The organism is Streptomyces sp. A0642 (genome assembly GCF_004795105.1).
Lineage (GTDB): Bacteria > Actinomycetota > Actinomycetes > Streptomycetales > Streptomycetaceae > Streptomyces.
In genome coordinates this window covers 1-818 of sequence record NZ_SSBL01000079.1, presented here as the reverse complement: position 1 = coordinate 818, position 818 = coordinate 1, and the positions used below count along the sequence as shown (strand labels likewise).

The 818-nt window shown below is 68.1% G+C and carries 1 protein-coding gene; it reads right to left on the bottom strand.

Annotated features, from left to right (window positions below):
• The coding region (locus E6R60_RS36460; RefSeq protein WP_136331020.1) for an ATP-binding cassette domain-containing protein at positions 1–818 on the bottom strand (818 nt) is incomplete at both ends.

Sequence of the window (818 nt, the reverse complement as noted above, 5' to 3'; positions counted from 1 at the left end):
AGGGCGAAGAAGACGTCGTCGAGGTCGGGGGTGTGGACGGTGAGTTCGTCGGCTTCGATGCCGGTGGCGTCGAGCCAGTCGAGGATGGCGCGCAGTTCGCGCTGGCTGCCGTCGCTGGGGATCTGAAGCGACAGGGCCTCGTCGTCCTTGGTTCCCTCGCGCAGGGCGGTGGTGGCGGACCGGTAGGTGTCGGGGTCGGTGAAGCGGAGGCGGACGTGTCCGCCGGGGACGAGGCGTTTCAGTTCTTCGGCGGTGCCTTCCGCGGCGAGTGTGCCGTTGTGGAGTACGGCGATGCGGTCGGCGAGTTCGTCGGCTTCTTCGAGGTATTGGGTGGTGAGCAGGACGGTGGTTCCGTCGGTGACGAGGGTGCGGATGATGTTCCACATGGTGTGGCGGGAGCGGGGGTCGAGGCCGGTGGTGGGTTCGTCGAGGAAGATGATCTGTGGGTTGCCGACGAGGGTCATGGCGATGTCGAGGCGGCGTTTCATGCCGCCGGAGTAGGTGGAGGCGGGCCTCGATGCGGCGTCGGTGAGGTCGAAGCGTTCGAGGAGTTCGGTGGCGACCTGTCGTCCTTTCTGCTTGGGCAGGTGGTGGAGGTCGGCCATGAGGAGCATGTTCTCCTCGCCGGTGATGAGGCCGTCGACGGCGGAGAACTGTCCGGTGACGCCGATGGCGGCGCGTACGGCCTGGGGGTGGGTGGCCAGGTCGTGGCCGGCGACGTGGAGGTCGCCGGCGTCGGGGGTGACGAGGGTGGAGAGGATCTTCACGGCGGTGGTCTTGCCGGCCCCGTTGGGACCGAGCAGCGCGAACACGGTCCC